The sequence below is a fragment of the Pseudoalteromonas sp. SANK 73390 genome (assembly GCF_054966645.1).
The window spans coordinates 1-560 of record NZ_ARPN01000148.1 but is presented as its reverse complement, the minus strand read 5'-3'; the positions used below and the strand labels follow the sequence as shown (position 1 = coordinate 560).

Annotated in this window: 1 protein-coding gene; it reads right to left on the bottom strand. The window is 37.9% G+C overall.

Translation table 11 applies throughout. From position 1 onward, the window contains the following. Positions 1–324: 324 nt before the first annotated feature. On the bottom strand, positions 325–560 hold a 236-nt coding region (locus SANK73390_RS18580), incomplete at its 5' end, for a transposase (RefSeq protein WP_462767877.1).

Sequence of the window (560 nt, the reverse complement as noted above, 5' to 3'; positions counted from 1 at the left end):
CTTTTGTACGGATATTTCCTAGGTTTCTTTCTGACTACTCTGGGGTACCTTCTATCTGGAAGCCGATCTGGTAATACAAACATTCTCAGTGTTGTCAGTAATTCTTCATAGTGCAAAGGCAACTTACTTGCACTGTAGATTGGTGTAAGCATAAAAAATGCGATGATATGTCGCATGCATAAACTAAAACTCAGTTGTCTTGGTATCAGCTCATTTTCTGCTTTTATTGCGTCAATCATGGCTATACGGATTAAGTTATACGCAAGCAGTAGACCCCATAACTCCTGACGTACTATATCTGGTTTTTTACTTCGTAATGCATGTTTAGATTGATGTAGTCCCTTGTTTCATTTCTCTAAACCCAAGCTCTATTTCCCAACGCTGAGTATAGACTTCGATTAATTCATCATATGGATAACGCATTGGGTCGATTAAGGAACTCAGTACATGATAGTTTTTCCCATCAACTTTATACGTAGTGAGCCGTGCAGTTATTTGCTTTGGTAAATCTTTAAACTTACTTCTGGCTTGAGGAGTGGTATGTAGAGTGACTATTTTAT